This is a genomic window from Mycolicibacillus koreensis (genome assembly GCF_002104795.1).
Classification (GTDB): Bacteria; Actinomycetota; Actinomycetes; order Mycobacteriales; family Mycobacteriaceae; genus Mycobacterium; species Mycobacterium koreense.
In genome coordinates, this window is the sequence record NZ_NCXO01000068.1 from 1 (window position 1) to 13,802 (window position 13,802).

The window sequence follows — 13,802 nt, forward strand, 5'->3', positions numbered from 1 at the left end:
CAACCACGGCCGGATACTCCACAATCAACAACCATCACGGATCAGAACCCGCAGACCCAGGTTGGTGGCGTAGAGCCGCAAAACCTCGCCCGCCCAGATCTGGGGCCTGGGGCCCGACGCACGCACCGACCCGCCGGTGTGCGCAGCCCTGATCGACCCGCCGGCCGAGGACCCCGACGCCGGGACCGGGATCTTCGGCTCCGGGCCGGGCGGGATCCTCTACGCCGTCGTCGCCGCCGCGCCCGCCCTCGACCCGGCACTGACCGAACAGTGCGCGACGTTCACGGTGACGTTCGCGCGCACCGACGTCGACGTGCGCGTGATCGATGCGCCGGCGGTGGAGGGGGCGCGCACCGTCGGGCTGACCAGCCAGGGCCGCACCCTGGTCGAGGGCGGTGGGGAGATCGACACGCACGCCGAGACCTACCTGGCCGACGTCGACGGGTACCGGGTGATCACCGCGGCGGTGATCGACCCGGGCTCACCGGCGCCGCCGCTTCCGGCGGGCTTCGCCGCCGACCTGCTCGTCGCCGCGGTCGCCGAATTGCGCGGTGAACCCGGTGCGGTTGGGTAGATTGTCACGATGCTGAAGCGGTCGGGGGTGTGGGTGATGATCGCCGCGTGCTGGCTGACGGCCTGCTCGTGGCGCAGCGAGCCGGAGCTCACCAGCGCCGACATCGGCAAAATCGTCGACCTCAAAGGCGATTTCGGTCCCGGCTACGAGGTCAAGGACATCGCCAAAACTGGCATCGACCCCAAACTGCTCGCCGAACGCAAACTGCCCGAGGGGCTGAACTTCGAACCGTCGGCGTGTGAGGACTTCGCCGTCGGCCAGAAGGTGCCCGACGGCGTCGAGGGCAACATGGCCGCGGTCACCGCCGAGGGCCAGGGCAACCGGTTCATCGTCATCGCGTTGGAGACCTCCGAGCCGGTGCCGTTCCGCGAACCCAGCCACGGCTGCAAGAAGGTCGGTTTCGCCGGCAAGGGGCTGCGCGGGGTGATCGAAGCCGTCGATGCCCCCCACATCAAGGGCACCAAAACCCTCGGCGTGCACCGGATCCTGCAGGCCTCCATGCGGGGCAAGACCCGCACCGGGGAGCTCTACGACTACTCCGCGCACTTCGGCACCTATCAGGTGATCGTCACCGCCAACCCGCTGGTGATCCCCAACCAGCCGGTCGCCGACGTCGACATCGACCGGGCCAAGGAGTTGCTCACCCACGCGGTCGCCGCGATCACCGGCTGATCAGCGCACCCCGCGGGGCCGGAACTGGATGCTGATCCGCGGGCCGCTCGGCGCGGCGGTCTTCGGGATCGCGTGCTCGAAGGTGCGCTGGCAGGACCCGCCCATCACCAGCAGGTCGCCGTGGTGCTGCGGCAGCCGCAGCGATGCGCCGCCACCGCGGGGACGCAGCGCGAACGTCCGGGTCGCACCGAGACTGACGATGGCGACCATGGTGTCCTCGCGGCGGCCCCGCCCGAGGGTGTCGCCGTGCCAGGCGACGCTGTCGTTGCCGTCGCGGTACAGGCACAGCCCCACCGTGGTGAACGGCTCGCCGAGTTCCCCGGCGTAGATGTCGTTGAGCCGGCGGCGCAACCGGGCGATCAGCGGATGGGGCGGGGCCTCGACGGTCAGGTCGTAGTAGGCCACCAGGCGCGGCACGTCGAGCACCCGGTCGTACATGCGCCGACGTTCGCCGCGCCAGGCCACCGCCTCGGGCAGGGCGGCCACCAGCGCGTCGGCGTCGTCGGTCCAGCCGGCCCGCACGTCGATCCAGGCGCCGGCGCCGAGTCGCCGACGTTCGTGGTGCTCGAACAGCGAGCCCTGCACCGCTACCGCCACCCCCGCAGCGTATCGCACAAACATTCGATTGTGCGGGGTCAGCGCCAGCTCGGCAACCAGATCTCCATGTTCCAGGTGCTCGGCGCGATCGGGGTGCCGGTCAACACCGGATACAGCCACGCGAAGTTGGTCAGCACCGCCGCGACGTAGCAGCACACCACCACCTGCGCCAGGGTCTGCGCCTCCGGGCTGCGCCGCGGCCGATGCAGGATGTCGCCGCAGATCAACGCGACCGTCATCACCAGGAACGGCGCCATCACCGCGGCGTAGAAGAAGTACATCTGCCGGTCGATGTCGACGAACCACGGCAGGAAACCGGCGCAGTAGCCGGTCAGCACCGCCGCGTAGCGCCAGTCGCGGCGCACCAGCATCCGCCACGCCGCGTAGGCGAGCACCGGCACCGCCAGCCACCACAGCGCCGGGGTGCCCACCAGCATCACCGCTTTGACGCAGGACTGGGTGCCGCAGCCGGCAACGTCCTGCTGGTCGATCGCGTAGAGCACCGGGCGGATCGACATCGGCCAGCTCCACGGCTTGGACTCCCACGGATGGTGGTTGCCCGCGGCGTTGGTCAGCCCGGAGTGGAATTTGTAGGCCTGGTAGGTGTAGTGCCACAGCGACCGAATCGCGTCGGGCACCCCGATCGGGCCGTGCAGCCCGATGCTGCGTCCCTCCTCGTGGCGGCTGATGCCGATCTCGGAGGCGAACCACGGTGCGTAGGACGCCAGGTACACCCCGACCGGGATCAGCCCGAGGGCGTAGCCGGTCGGCCCGACGTCGCGGCGCAACACGCCCAGCCAGGGGCGCGGCACCCGGTAGGCGCGCCGGGCGGCGACGTCGAAGCCCAGCGAGAGCACCGCGAAGAACACCACGAAATACAGGCCCGACCATTTGGTGGCGCAGGCCATGCCCAGCAGCACGCCGGCACCGAAGCGCCACCAGCGCACCCCCAGCCGCGGACCCCAGCGGGTCTCGGCGATGCGGCCCTGCACCGCGGCGCGGTGCAGGCGGCGGCGCACGTCGTCGCGGTCGACGATCAGCGCGGCGAACGCGGCCACCACGAAGAAGGTGAGGAACCCGTCGAGCAGCGCGGTGCGGGCCGACACGAAGCTCACCGACTCGCCGATCAGCAGCAGCCCGGCCACCGCGCCGACCAGGGTGGAGCGGCTGATCCGGCGCACGGCGCGCACCACGATCGCCACCATGACGACCCCCAGCAGCGCCCCGGTGAACCGCCACCCGAGCCCGGTGTAGCCGAACAGCGCCTCGCCGGTGGCGATCAGCTGCTTGCCCAGTGGGGGATGGACCACCAGGCCGTAGCCGGGGTTGTCCTCCACCCCGTGGTTGCCCAGCATCTGCCAGGCCTGCGGCGCGTAGTGCTTCTCGTCGAAGATCGGGGTGCCGGCGTCGGTCGGCGAGCCGAGGTTGAGAAACCGGGTGAGTGCGGCGAGCGCGGTGATCACCGCGGTGACCGCCCAGCCGCGTGCGGTGTCCAGCGGACCGAAGTCGGCGACCGGCAGCAGCGGGGCGGGGCTGATGACCGGGCGCTCCTCGGCGGCGGGCTCGATCGGGTCAGCCAGAACCGGAGCGCTCACCGCCGCTCCTCCTCGGGGCTGCGCCCCGCATCGTCGTCGGCGCGGTTGAAACGCCGCTCCTCCTCGGGGCTGCGCCCCGCATCGTCGTCGGCGGACACATGCACGATCGTAGGCTGTGCCCCATGACCGGTGGACGACTGCTGCTGGGGGCCACCCCGCTGGGGCGCCCCGACGACGCCTCCCCCCGCCTGGTCGCCGCGCTCGCCACAGCGCCGGTGGTGGCCGCCGAGGACACCCGCCGGATCCGCACCCTGGCCGCGGCGTTGCAGGTGAGCATCACCGGGCGGTTGGTCTCCCTCTTCGACGCCAACGAAGCCGCCCGGGTACCGATGCTCGTCGAGCAGATCGCCGAGGGGGCGACCGTGCTGGTGGTCAGTGACGCCGGGATGCCGCTGATCTCCGACCCCGGCTACCGCCTGGTGACCGCGGCCGTGGAGGCCGGGCTGACGGTCAGTTGCCTGCCGGGCCCGTCGGCGGTGACCACGGCGTTGGCGGTCGCGGGTCTTCCGGCGGCCAAGTTCTGCTTCGAAGGGTTCGCGCCCCGCAAACCCGCCGCCCGCCGCGCCTGGCTGGCCGGGCTCGCCGACGAACAGCGCACCGTGGTGTTCTTCGAGTCGCCGCGGCGGCTGGCGGGCTGCCTGCGCGACGCGGTCGCCGCGCTGGGGACATCCCGCCCCGCGGTGGTGTGCCGGGAGCTGACCAAGACCCACGAGGAGATCCGCCGCGGCACGCTCGGGGAATTGGCGCACTGGGCCGCCGAAGGCGTGCTCGGGGAGATCACCGTGGTGCTGGCCGGCGCGGTGGCGCAGACCGATCCCGCCGCCCTGGTCGACGCGGTCACCGCACTGACCGCCGACGGAATGGGGCTCAAAGAGGCGTGCGCGCAGGTGGCCGGCGCTCAGCAGGGCGCGGTGTCGCGACGCGAGCTCTACGACGCGGTGCTGCGCTCCCGTTAACCGGTGGCCGCGCTCAGTGCGGATCGCCGGGGGCGCAGCCCGATCACCGCGGCCGCCTTGTGCAGACATTCCTGCCACTCGGCGTCGGGATCGGAGTCCGCGGTGATGCCGCCGCCGACCCCGAGCACCGCGGTGCCGTCGGCGCCGAACTCCACGGTGCGGATCGCCACATTGAGTTCAGTGCCCGCGATCGGGGAAGCCAAACCAACAGTGCCGCAGTACAATCCCCGTCGATTCGGCTCCCATTGGCGCAACAGTTGGCGAGCCCGCAACTTCGGTGTTCCGGTCACCGACGCCGGCGGGAACGCGGCGTCGAGCACCGCGCGGTTCGGGGTGGACACCGGCACCCGGGCGGCGACGGTGGAGACCAGATGCCACACTCCGGGGGCCGCGTGCACGCTGAGCAGTTCGGGCACGTGCACCGAGCCGGTGATCGCCACCCGGCCCAGGTCGTTGCGCACCAGGTCCACGATCATGATGTTCTCGGCGACGTCTTTGACCGAGGCGCGCAGCGCCGCCGGATCCGCGTGACCGGGCAGGGTTCCCTTGATCGGGCTCGACGACACGGCCTCACCGCGCCGGCACACGAACAACTCCGGGGACAGCGACGCCACCGCGCCCCACGGTCCGCTCAGGAAGGCGGCACGCTCCGGGGCGGTGCGGGCGATCGCCTCGCAGTAGAAGTCCAGCGGCGCACCCCGCACGATGCCGTGGAACTGGGTGCATACGCACGCCTGGTAGACCTCCCCGGCGCCGATGGCCTCCAGGCAGGCCAGCACCCCGGCCCGGTGGGCGTCGCGGTCGGCCGGGCCCCAGTCGATGTCGCAGGGTTCGGCGGCCCTGGGTTCGGCGGCCCGGGGTTCGGGGGCCATCGCGGGGGTCGCCAGCGCGGCGGCGAGCCAACCCGGCATCGGCGCGCCCGACAGGCTCTCGTACCACCAGGCGTCGTCTGCGTCGCGGCGCAGCACACAATCGGTCCACCCCCCGGCGGCACTCGGCAGCCGCGGCGGCCGGCCGTCGGCCGCGGGATCGGGGTAGGACAGGTAGCCGACCCAGCCCCCGCCGATCGCGGGGGAGTCGGGGTCACCGGAGCCCGGCGGCACCGCGAAGACCGTCTCGGGGGCGGCCGGGCGCACCGCGACGCTGGGGGCGATCACCGCCTGCGCGCCGAACCACCGACCGGTCAGTGCCGCCGGCGGGGGCAGACCCGCCCGGCCGGTCGCCGCGCCCAGCCCCCGCAGCAGGTCGGCGGGCGCCCCGAGGTCGCCGAGCCGGTCGATACGCACCGCTCTAGCTTGCTGCGTTCGGCGGGCAGACGCAAAAAGGCCCGCTGCACCGGTGTTGGACGGCTCGGCGGGTGCCAGACTGGCCAGATGGCCGGTGAGGCGGCGATCCCGCTGGAAGTCCTCGACCGTGTCGGTGATGTGGCCGAGTTGGTGCTGGCCGAACTCGACGACGTGGTCGAGGAGATGAACGCCGCCGAACTGGGCCAGGCCCCGGAGTTGGCGGCCGATGCGGCGATGCTCGCCGACGTCTCGGCCAGCAACCGCGCCAACGCCGCCCGGCTGCTGGCGATGCTGATCCGTCGCGAAGCCGAACCGGCCACGATCGACATCCCGCCGGAGGCGCTCGACTTGGCCCGCACCGTCGCCCGGCGCGGCATCGACTTCGACGTGATCTTCCACGCCTACCGGCACGGCCAGAACGTGGCCTGGCAGCGCTACATGAGCTGCGCCGGCCGCAGCGTGTCCTCCGGGCCGCTGCTGTCGCTGGTGCTCGAGACCGCCTCGCGGCGGATCTCGTCCTACGTCGACCACGTGATCGGCCGGGTTATCGCCGCCGCCCAGCACGAACGCGAGGAGGTGCTCGGCGGGGCGCTGGCCCGCCGCGCCGAGACCGTGCGGCTGATCCTCGACGACGCCCCGATCGACGCCGGGCGCGCCGGCCAACGCCTCGGCTACGACCTGAACCGCTGGCACACCGCGCTGGTGCTGTGGACCCAAGACTCCGCCGACGTGCAGGGCGCGTTGGAATCCGCGGCGACCGTCCTGGCGCGCACATTGACCGCGCACCGGCCGCTGACCCTCTCGGTCGGCAGCGGCACCCTGTGGGCGTGGCTGGGCACCGCCACCGCCCCGGTGCTCGAGGCGCTGCGCGCTGCGATCGACACCGTGCCGCCGGAGGTGCGGGTGGCGGTGGGTCCACCCCGGGAGGGCATCAGCGGGTTCCGGCGGTCCCACGAGGCCGCGGTGGTCATCCACAACCTGCTGGCCGGCTACCCCGGCGGCACCCGGATCGCGCTGTATCAGGACCTGGAGATCACGGTGCTCGCCGCCCACGACCTCGACCGGGCGGCCGAGTTCGTCGCCGCGACCCTCGGCCCGCTGGCGATGGACACCCCCACCGCGGCGCGTCTACGCGAGACCGTGCGGGTGTTTCTCGACGAGGCCGAGAACGGCCCGGCCGCCGCAGCGCGGCTGCACACCCACCGCAACACGGTGCTGCAGCGCGTCGCGCGGGCCACCGAGCTGCTGGGTCGCGCGCCCGGCCAATCGCGGCTGGCGACCGAACTGGCGCTGGAGTTGGCTCACCAGATCGGCCCGCGGGTGCTCAGCCGGCCCTGACTCCCGCCCGGCTCAGCCGAAGGTGATGACCCCGCGGATGTTCTTGCCGTCCCGCAGATCCTGGTAGCCGTCGTTGATCTGTTCGAGGCTGTAGCGGTTGGTGATCAGCTCGTCGAGCTTGAGTTGGCCGGCGTCGTAGAGACGCAGCAGCCGCACGATGTCGTACTGCGGGTTCGCCGAGCCGAACAGGGTGCCCTTGACCGTTTTGCCGAACAGCACCATCTCGTCGGCCGACACGTGTACGGCGCGCTCGGTGAAATCACCGGTGAGCCCGACGACGACGACCGTGCCGCCCTTGCCGATCGCCCCGAACGCCGAGGACACCACCTCCTCGTGGACCTCGCCGACGGTGATCAGCGCCTGATCGGCCATCTGGCCCCACGTCAGCTCGGTGATCGTGGCGGCCGCCTCTTCGGCGTCGGCGAAGGCATGGGTGGCACCGAGTTTGGTGGCCGCATCGCGTTTGAACGCCACCGGGTCGACGGCGATCACGTATTTCGCACCGGCGTGTGCGGCACCCTGCACCGCGTTGATCCCCACACCGCCGATGCCGTAGACGACCACCGTGTCCCCGGCGCGCACCCCGCCGGCGTAGTTCGCCGACGCCCATCCGGTGGGCACCCCACAGCCGACGAGCACCGCGGTCTCCAACGGCAGCCAGTCGTCGACCTTGACCAGCGAGTGCTGCGAGATCGTGCCGCGCTCGGCGAAGGTGCCCAGCATGCAGATCGCGCCGACGTCGGTTCCGCCGGTACGCCGACGGAAACTGCCGTCGGGCATGCAGCCCTCCAAGATGGTGGCACCCAGGTCGCACAGGCCCTGCCGGCCGGTGGAGCAGTACCGGCAGGAGCCGCAGCTGGGGATGAAACAGCACACGACGTGATCGCCGGGCTTGACCTTGGTCACCCCGGGACCGACGTCCTCGACCACCCCGGCACCTTCGTGGCCGCCCACGATCGGGTAGCGCACCGGAAGATTCGGACTGGTCAGATGCAGATCGGAGTGACACAGACCCGCCGCGGTGAACTTGACCAGCACCTCGCCCTCGCCGGGGCCGTCGAGTTCCAACTCCATGAGCTCGAACTCTTCGCCGGGCCGATGGATCACTGCCGCAGTGGTTTTCATCGCTGTCCTTCCTGAAGGTGTGCTGGATCGTGGGTGTCAGGACGCGCGCAGCGCCGAGGTGGCAGGGGTGAAACTCAGTGCGGCGTCGTCGATCGGGTCATCGCAGAGCCGTTTGGTGTCCTCGTCGTAGTCGGGTTCGACCGACCACGCGCCGGCCTCGGAGGACCCGCCGTAGGGGAAGACCGCCGCACCCCGTTTGGCGTAGTTGGACTGCAGGTCGATCAGCGGCTTGGGTTCCATGGGCCGTCCGTCGAAGAGCGGCTCGACCATGCCGTAGCCGCGGGCGTCCATATGGTTGAGCAACCGGATGAAGTGCCGGCAGACCAGATCCACCCGCAGGGTCCACGACAACTGCGCGTAGCCGAACGCGAAGGCCATGTTGGGCACCCCGGCGAGCATCGTGGTCTTGTAGATCTGGGTGTTGGGCAGGTCCACCGGCTCGCCGTCGACACGCAGCGCGATCTTGCCCAGCGGGGTCATGGTGATTCCCGTTGCGGTGACGATGATGTCGGCGGGCAGCTCCCGGCCCGAGGTGAGCAGGATCCCGGACTCGGTGAACCGGTCGATGTGGTCGGTGACCACCGAGGCCCGCCCGGCCCGGACCGCCTTGAAGAAATCGCCGCCCATGAAGAACGAGCCGCCCGGGATCAGGCACAGCCGCTCGGTCCACGGATCGTAGCGAGGGGTGAAGTGGGTGTCGACGTCGAAGTCCTTGGGCAACTGCAACCGCGCCAGGGTGATCAGCACCTTGGCCATCGCCGTGGGGAACCGTCGACACAGCCAGTAGGTGGTCTTCAAGAACGCGATGTTCTTGCCCCGGATGAGCGGGTAGGCGCGTCGGCGGCCGAGGAGGCGGGTCAACACCTGCCCGATCCGGTCCACCTTGGGGCGGGTGAAGTAGTACCCCGGAGAACGCTGCAGCATGGTGATGTGGGCGGTGTCGTCGGCCATCGCCGGAACGAGGGTGGCCGCCGTCGCGCCGCTGCCGATCACCACGACCCTTTTGCCGGTGTAGTCGAGATCCTCCGGCCACAACTGCGGGTGCACGATCGGGCCGGTGAAGTCCGTCTCGCCGGGAAACTCCGGCCGGTTCGGGTTTTCGTAGTCGTAGTAACCGCACCCCAGGAAAAGGAACCGCGCGCCGAAGCGTGTGGTCTCCCCGCTGGCGGTGTGCTCGGCGGTGATCGTCCAGCGCTGGCTGGCCCGGGAGAACTCCGCGTCCAACACCCGATACCCGAAGCGGATGTGCTCGTCGAGGCCGTTGTCGGTCACCGTCTGGTCGAGGTATTCCAGGATGTGGTCGGCCTGCGAGATCGTCGTGGCCCGCGTCCAGGGCTTGAAGTGGTAGCCGAAGGTCGGCACGTCGGAGTCCGACCGCAGACCCGGGTAGCGGTGCAGGCTCCAGGTGCCGCCGATCGCGTCGCGGCCCTCCAGAACCGTGAAGGTGGTGTCGGGGCGCTCGGTTTTGAGGTGGTAGGCGGCGTCGATGCCGGAGATCCCCGCCCCCACGATGACGACGTCGAAGTCGGTGGTGGCCGCGCGCCCGGCGGTCTGTGGGCGCACCGTGCTTGTGGTAGCCATGTGCTGCCTCCTGTCGGAGTCGTCGCGCCTGCCGGCGTCGGGTGACCGGTTGGGCGATCCCGGTGTGATCAACCTCATACTAGGACGGCGCACCGGAGAGGACTATGGATCAACGCTCAGCTTTGCGCTGACGTTATGTGCCCATGCACATGACCGGGTGGGGGTCAGTGGCGGCTGATCGGACGGGCCACGGTGAGTGCGGCGAGCTTGTCGGGGTTGCGCACCGCGTAGATGTTGGTGATCGCCCCGTCGTGGATGTCCACGGTGAACGCCGCTTCCAGTCGGTCGCCGGCATAGACCAGCACCGCCGGCGCGGCGTTGCAGATCCCGATCTCCATGCGGACGTCGGGCGTCTCCCACGCCCACCGGTGCAGCCCGATGGCCGCGCGGGCGACCCGCTGCGCGCCGTGGATCGGCCGGCGCGCCGCGCTGGCCTTGCCGCCGCCGTCGGCGGTCCACACCACGTCGGGGGCCAGCATCGACAGCACCGTCTGCAGGTCGCCGGTGACGGTCGCGGCGAGGAACTCCTCGGTGATCCGCGCGGTCTCGGCGGGGTCGGGGGGCGCGAACCTCGGCCGCCGGGCCTGCACATGGGCGCGGGCGCGGTGGGCCACCTGACGGGTGGCCGGCACCGAGCGGTCCACCGCCGCCGCGATCTCGGCGTAGTCGAACCCGAACACCTCGCGCAGCACGAACACCGCGCGCTCGTCGGGGCTGAGCGATTCGAGGACCACCATCATCGCCATCGACACCGACTCGGCCAGCAGCACATCGGAGGCCGGGTCGTGGTCGGTGAGCAGCAGCGGCTCGGGCAGCCACGGCCCCACGTAGTCCTCGCGGCGGCGGGCCCCGGCGCGCAGTGCGTTGAGCGCCTGGCGGGTGACCAGCTGCGCCAGATAGGCCTTGGCGTCGCGCACCGTCGCCAGGTCCACCTCGGCCCACCGCAGGTAGCTGTCCTGCAGCACATCATCGGATTCGGTTGCCGAGCCGAGGATCTCGTAGGCGATGGTGAACAGCAGCGGACGCAAGGCCAGAAATCGTTCGGCGTGCTCGGAGGTGCTCGGTGCGGCCGTCATCTACACCAGCTCCTCCTGCTCGGCCGGCGCCAGCCGGATCCCGCCTTTGAGCCAACGGTACGAGCCGGGGCTGCGGGCCTCCCGCCGAATCGCCCACACCGTGCCACGGCAGATCGCCTCCTTGATCGCCGCGGCGGGCCGGCCGGCCACGAACGCGGCGAGCGGGGTGTCGTCGCGGCGGGCCAGCTGCACGGTGCCGCGGCGGCGCCCCAGGCTGATGCACTGGGCGACCATCGCCTGATCCAGCGCAGCCGGGGTGCGCCCGGTCAGCCGGGCGGCCACGGTGTCGGCGGCCTGCGCACCGAGCGGCTCGGCGGCCTGGCAACTCATCCGCAGCGGCCGCCCCTCCGGGGCGACCGCGTCACCGGCGGCGACGATGCGCGGGTCGTCGACGCTGGTGAGCGTGGCGTCGGTGACAACCCGCCCGAGGTCATCGGTGGTCAGCCCGGCCGCTGCGGCCAGGGTGGGAACCCCGAACCCGACCGTCCACACGGTGATGGCGCTGGGCAGTTCGGTGCCGTCGGCGAGGGTGAGCGTCTCGGTGCCGACCGCGCTCACGGAGTCGGCCTCGCGCACGGTCACCGCGAGGCGGCGCAGGGTCCGTGCCGTGGAGCGCCGTGCGCGCGCCCCGATCGACGGGGCGAGTCGGCCGCCGCAGATCAGCGTGACCGGCCGGCCCGCCTCGGCGAGCTCGGTGGCCGCTTCGATGCCGGTCAGGCCGCCGCCGACCACGCAGACCGGGGCGTCCTGGGGGGTGGCCGCCAGCGCGGCGCGCAGTCGTTGGGCATCTTCGAATTCGGCAAGCGGATAGGCGAATTCGGTTGCGCCGGCAACGGTGGCGGTGGATGCCGACCGGCTGCCCGCCGCGTAGACGAGGCAGTCGTAGGTGAGGCTCCGGCCGCTGGTCAGCCCGACTCGGCGCCGGCCCGGATCGATCTCGGTGGCCGCATCGACCACCAGCTGCACACCGGGGTCGAGCAGGGTGGCGAAGTCCACGGCGGCCGGGTGGTTGCCGGCCACGTACTGGTGCAGCCGGATGCGTTCGATGAACTGCGGGCGCGGGTTGATGAGGCTGACGGCGATGTCGGGGTGGCGGCGCAGCCGGTTGGCCGCCATCGCGCCGGCGTAGCCGCCGCCGATCACGATCACGTGGGTAGCGGACATCGGATGTCTCCTGTCTGTCGGGTGGATGTGCCCTCAAGACACCGCCGCCGCCGCATCTGTGACACGACCACGCCATCGTGTGGGTCAGATCACCCTCGGAGGGGGATGCGCTGCTGAGATCGACGTCCCAGTGGACATACACCCCCGTGCAGGACGGTGTATGTCCACTGGGACGTCGATTTCAGTCGTGTCTAGCTCTGGTAGCGGGGGAACACCCCGGTCGGGGCGGGCAGCGCCACCCCGGGGGTCAGCCGGTCGGGCACCGCGGCGAAGTCGCGGCGGTCGGCCGGCTGGGCCAGCAGGTCGAGCAGCCGGCCCGCCGACGTGGGCAGCACCGGCTGGATGAGCAGCGCAGCCACCCGCACCACCTCCAAGGTGGTGTACAGCACGGTGGCGAAGCGGGCGCGGTCCTCGGCCGCGTCGCTTTTGGCGAGCACCCAGGGGGCCTGGGCGGAGAAATACCGGTTGGCCGCGCCGAGCACCCGCCAGATCGCCTCCAGGCCCAGGTGCATCGCCTGGGCGTCGAAGTGCTCGCGCACCTGATCGAGCAGCCCGTCGGCGGCCGCCAGCAGGTGCTCGTCATCCTCGGTGAGCGCGGTCGGGGTCGGTGTCACCCCGTCGAGGTTCTTGGCCACCATCGACAGCGACCGCTGCGCGAGGTTGCCCAACTCGTTGGCCAGGTCGGTGTTGATGCGGGTGATGATCGCCTCGTCGGAGTAGCTGCCGTCCTGGCCGAACGGCACCTCCCGCAGCAGGAAGTAGCGCACCTGGTCGACCCCGAACCGCTCGATGAGGGTGACCGGGTCCACGACGTTGCCGACCGACTTGCTCATCTTCTCGCCGCTGTTGAGCAAGAACCCGTGGGCGAACACCCGCCGGGGCAGCGGCAGGCCCGCCGACAGCAGAAACGCCGGCCAGTACACGGTGTGGAACCGGATGATGTCCTTGCCGATCATGTGCAGGTCGGCCGGCCAGTAACGCCGGTAGAGCGCCGAGTCGGTGTCCGGGTAGCCCACCCCGGTCAGGTAGTTGGTCAGCGCATCCACCCAGACGTACATCACGTGATCGGGGTCGCCGGGCACCGGCACCCCCCAGTCGAACGAGGTCCGCGAGATCGACAGGTCGCGCAGCCCGCCGGCGACGAAGCTGATCACCTCGTTGCGCCGGACCTCCGGGCTGATGAACTCCGGGTGCGCCTCGTAGTGGGCGAGCAGCCGATCGGCGTAGGCCGACAGCCGGAAGAAGTAGGTCTGCTCCTCGGTCCAGGTGACCGGCGCCCCGGTCTCCACCGCGATCCGGGTGCCGGTCGGCTCGTCGACGGCGGTCTCCGCCTCGGTGAAGAACCGCTCGTCGCGCACCGAGTACCAGCCGGCGTAGGTGTCGAGGTAGATGTCGCCGGCGTCGACCATCTTCGACCAGATCGCCTGCGAGGCCACGATGTGGTCAGGATCGGTGGTGCGGATGAACCGGTCGAAGGAGATGTCGAGGCGGCGCTGCAGCGCCTCGAACACCGCGGAGTTGCGGCGGGCCAGCTCCGCGGTCGCGATGCCCTCGGCGGCGGCGGTCTCGGCCATCTTCAGCCCGTGCTCGTCGGTGCCGGTCAGATAGCGCACGTCGAAGCCGTCGAGCCGCTTGAACCGGGCCAGCGCGTCGGTGGCGATGTACTCGTAGGCGTGCCCGATGTGCGGGTCCCCGTTCGGGTACGTGATTGCGGTGGTGATGTAGTAGGGCCTCATCGAGGCTCCACTTTATGGTGTGCCGGTGAGTTCCCGACGCTCAGCCGAACGTGCCGCCCCGCCACCCCCACCGCCTCGGCGCGGTCGAGCACCGCGCCGAGG

Annotated in this window: 11 protein-coding genes and 1 pseudogene; 4 read left to right on the forward strand and 8 right to left on the reverse strand. The window is 71.1% G+C overall.

The window, feature by feature from the left end; genetic code table 11:
* Positions 1-91: 91 nt before the first annotated feature.
* A pseudogene (locus B8W67_RS18870) lies at positions 92-574 on the forward strand (DUF5642 family protein); the annotation flags it as partial.
* Between the two features lie 9 nt (positions 575-583).
* A complete protein-coding gene (locus tag B8W67_RS18875) occupies positions 584-1,246 on the forward strand; it encodes a DUF5642 family protein (RefSeq protein ID WP_069391400.1) in 663 nt (220 codons plus the stop codon).
* Here the strand turns inward: B8W67_RS18875 and B8W67_RS18880 are convergent, their stop codons facing one another.
* Both B8W67_RS18880 and B8W67_RS18885 read right to left on the reverse strand, forming a co-directional pair.
* The gene (locus tag B8W67_RS18880) at positions 1,247-1,843 is read right to left on the reverse strand and encodes an alpha-ketoglutarate-dependent dioxygenase AlkB (RefSeq protein ID WP_197747572.1); all 597 of its coding nucleotides are present in this window, start codon (positions 1,841-1,843) and stop codon (positions 1,247-1,249) included.
* A 38-nt stretch (positions 1,844-1,881) separates the two neighbouring features.
* The gene (locus B8W67_RS18885; RefSeq protein ID WP_109470051.1) at positions 1,882-3,411 is read right to left on the reverse strand and encodes a dolichyl-phosphate-mannose--protein mannosyltransferase; all 1,530 of its coding nucleotides are present in this window, start codon (positions 3,409-3,411) and stop codon (positions 1,882-1,884) included.
* A 149-nt stretch (positions 3,412-3,560) separates the two neighbouring features.
* Here B8W67_RS18885 and rsmI point away from each other — a divergent pair, with 149 nt between their 5' ends.
* Positions 3,561-4,394 carry a 16S rRNA (cytidine(1402)-2'-O)-methyltransferase gene (rsmI, locus tag B8W67_RS18890; protein WP_069391403.1) on the forward strand — a complete coding sequence of 278 codons (834 nt, stop codon included), beginning with the start codon at positions 3,561-3,563 and terminating at the stop codon, positions 4,392-4,394.
* Here the strand turns inward: rsmI and B8W67_RS18895 are convergent.
* Positions 4,391-5,680 carry an aminodeoxychorismate synthase component I gene (locus B8W67_RS18895; RefSeq protein ID WP_085305657.1) on the reverse strand — a complete coding sequence of 430 codons (1,290 nt, stop codon included), beginning with the start codon at positions 5,678-5,680 and terminating at the stop codon, positions 4,391-4,393. The genes rsmI and B8W67_RS18895 overlap by 4 nt on opposite strands.
* A gap of 87 nt (positions 5,681-5,767) precedes the next feature.
* Here B8W67_RS18895 and B8W67_RS18900 point away from each other — a divergent pair, with 87 nt between their 5' ends.
* Positions 5,768-7,018, forward strand: coding sequence for a PucR family transcriptional regulator (locus B8W67_RS18900; protein ID WP_085305659.1), 1,251 nt, complete (start codon positions 5,768-5,770; stop codon positions 7,016-7,018).
* A gap of 12 nt (positions 7,019-7,030) precedes the next feature.
* Here the strand turns inward: B8W67_RS18900 and B8W67_RS18905 are convergent, their stop codons facing one another.
* The 5 genes from B8W67_RS18905 to metG form a co-directional block, all read right to left on the reverse strand.
* Positions 7,031-8,143 (reverse strand): NDMA-dependent alcohol dehydrogenase, encoded by a 1,113-nt coding sequence (locus B8W67_RS18905; protein ID WP_085305661.1) that lies wholly within the window; start codon positions 8,141-8,143, stop codon positions 7,031-7,033.
* Between the two features lie 36 nt (positions 8,144-8,179).
* Complete coding sequence (locus tag B8W67_RS18910) at positions 8,180-9,724, reverse strand: flavin-containing monooxygenase (protein WP_085305663.1); 1,545 nt, start codon at positions 9,722-9,724, stop codon at positions 8,180-8,182.
* A gap of 164 nt (positions 9,725-9,888) precedes the next feature.
* Positions 9,889-10,800: an RNA polymerase sigma-70 factor gene (locus tag B8W67_RS18915; protein ID WP_085305665.1), complete on the reverse strand. Its 912-nt coding sequence runs from the start codon at positions 10,798-10,800 to the stop codon at positions 9,889-9,891.
* The gene (locus B8W67_RS18920) at positions 10,801-11,964 is read right to left on the reverse strand and encodes an NAD(P)/FAD-dependent oxidoreductase (RefSeq protein ID WP_085305667.1); all 1,164 of its coding nucleotides are present in this window, start codon (positions 11,962-11,964) and stop codon (positions 10,801-10,803) included.
* Between the two features lie 191 nt (positions 11,965-12,155).
* The gene (metG, locus tag B8W67_RS18925; RefSeq protein ID WP_069391410.1) at positions 12,156-13,700 is read right to left on the reverse strand and encodes a methionine--tRNA ligase; all 1,545 of its coding nucleotides are present in this window, start codon (positions 13,698-13,700) and stop codon (positions 12,156-12,158) included.
* Between the last annotated feature and the right edge of the window lie 102 nt (positions 13,701-13,802).

What these genes read in the sequence shown, in the direction of transcription:
- B8W67_RS18875 (WP_069391400.1), top strand. Translation starts at nt 584, where the DNA reads ATGCTGAAGCGGTCGGGGGTGTGGGTGATGATCGCCGCGTGCTGGCTG.
- rsmI (WP_069391403.1), top strand. Translation starts at nt 3,561, where the DNA reads ATGACCGGTGGACGACTGCTGCTGGGGGCCACCCCGCTGGGGCGCCCC.
- B8W67_RS18900 (WP_085305659.1), top strand. Translation starts at nt 5,768, where the DNA reads ATGGCCGGTGAGGCGGCGATCCCGCTGGAAGTCCTCGACCGTGTCGGT.
- B8W67_RS18905 (WP_085305661.1), bottom strand. Translation starts at nt 8,143, where the DNA reads ATGAAAACCACTGCGGCAGTGATCCATCGGCCCGGCGAAGAGTTCGAG.
- B8W67_RS18910 (WP_085305663.1), bottom strand. Translation starts at nt 9,724, where the DNA reads ATGGCTACCACAAGCACGGTGCGCCCACAGACCGCCGGGCGCGCGGCC.
- B8W67_RS18915 (WP_085305665.1), bottom strand. Translation starts at nt 10,800, where the DNA reads ATGACGGCCGCACCGAGCACCTCCGAGCACGCCGAACGATTTCTGGCC.
- B8W67_RS18920 (WP_085305667.1), bottom strand. Translation starts at nt 11,964, where the DNA reads ATGTCCGCTACCCACGTGATCGTGATCGGCGGCGGCTACGCCGGCGCG.
- metG (WP_069391410.1), bottom strand. Translation starts at nt 13,700, where the DNA reads ATGAGGCCCTACTACATCACCACCGCAATCACGTACCCGAACGGGGAC.